At 50.2% G+C, this 653-nt stretch carries 1 protein-coding gene; it reads right to left on the reverse strand.

Annotated elements, in window-relative coordinates; translation table 11 throughout:
- Positions 1–103 precede the first annotated feature (103 nt).
- Positions 104–505, reverse strand: coding sequence for a DUF6157 family protein (locus J6595_RS22370; RefSeq protein ID WP_209597969.1), 402 nt, complete (start codon positions 503–505; stop codon positions 104–106).
- Positions 506–653 lie beyond the last annotated feature (148 nt).

Raw genomic sequence — 653 nt, forward strand, 5'->3', positions numbered from 1 at the left:
TCGACCCAGTGCTGCCGTACACCGAGTTCGCAGCGAATGGCGGCTTCGAGCCCACAGCGACGAATGCTGCATGATGTCTGAATGTCAGCTTTGAAGTCCTAGGTTATGCACGCTTGTTCCGCATCGCGTTGATCTTCTTGACGTCATCATCCTCCATAAGTTCGGCAAATTCAGGCCCATCGGGCGCTAGTAGTGCGACAAAACCATTCTCATCTGAATGAACAGCCCATCCATGAGTTTTCGTGAGTGGCGAAGCTCGAAAGCAAGGTTGTCCCTTCGAGAAATAGTCCTGCCGAAAGCTACCTAAATCTTCCGGGTCAATCCCTTTTCTCGTTGCAGCTACTGTCGAAAGAACATCATCGGATGTCAGCTCATAAGGTTTGCCTACCATGAGTTCATATTGCAGCGCTGCGACCGAACCGGTTTTCTCCGGGATCTTTGATACAGTCTGACAGTCTTCGGCGGGACTAATCAGAGTGTTCGAATAGTTGGTTGAGTGCATCATGAACCTCCGAGTGTTCATTTTTCGTTCTCAAGCTAAATGTGTCCGCTTCTCAAGTCAAACCCGACTTTTGAAGTCAGTGAGCGAAAGGCAACTTTGTCCGCATAGCTGCCATTTGTCGGCGGACTCGCGAATGGCTGCTTTCCACCCA

This window comes from Jiella mangrovi (genome assembly GCF_017815135.1).
Classification (GTDB): domain Bacteria; phylum Pseudomonadota; class Alphaproteobacteria; order Rhizobiales; family Rhizobiaceae; genus Jiella; species Jiella mangrovi.